A 661-nucleotide genomic window follows, 5' to 3' on the forward strand; every position below is an offset into this window, starting at 1 on the left:
TCCTCGATGTTGACGTAGCTTGTTTTGGTGGAATATCCATTCGAACGGCGGATAAATGATTTTAAGCCTAATAAAATCATCAAACGACGAATGCGCTTCAAATTATATCGTTTTCCGCACTTGCGCTGAATGACCATTCTGATTCTGCGGTAGCCGTAAATCCCTCCGTACTGTTTAAAAATCGCTTGAATTTCTTTCATCAGCCATTTATTTTCTTCTTCTTGATCCCCTGGTATATGATGCAGCCATTTATAATATCCAGAACGGGATACCTTTAAAATGTCGCATAATAATTGAATCGGGATGCCTGTTTCTTCATGATATTCATGAATTGCTTGAAACAGTGGTAATTTTCGCCCTAATCGTCCCATCTCCTCCTTTCGATTTCCTCTAACTTTTTTAGAATACCGTTTTCTGCCTCCAAATATTGATTGCGGTATTCCAGTTCCCTGATTCGAAGCTGTAATTTTTCTTCTTCCGTTAGGTTTGGCTTGGATTCTAATGTCTTCCCACGACGATCTTGAAGAGCCTGGTCTCCATCTTTCTGATATTTACGAACCCAGCTATAAACTTGTTGGTACGAAACCTCATACTTTTCTGCAGCTTGATGATAATTGAAATCATTGGCAATCGCATATTGTACAATCTCAATACGCTCTTT

At 39.0% G+C, this 661-nt stretch carries 2 protein-coding genes; both read right to left on the bottom strand.

All coding sequences use genetic code 11. The features are described 5' to 3' along the window. Positions 1 to 371: IS3 family transposase (locus KI363_RS21630; RefSeq protein WP_212967616.1), on the bottom strand; the 371-nt coding region annotated here is incomplete at its 3' end. Continuing rightward, the coding region (locus tag KI363_RS21635) for a helix-turn-helix domain-containing protein (protein WP_212967617.1) at positions 359 to 661 on the bottom strand (303 nt) is incomplete at its 5' end. The genes KI363_RS21635 and KI363_RS21630, both read right to left, overlap by 13 nt.

The sequence above is a fragment of the Lederbergia ruris genome (genome assembly GCF_018332955.1).
Classification (GTDB): Bacteria; Bacillota; Bacilli; order Bacillales; family Bacillaceae_C; genus Lederbergia; species Lederbergia ruris.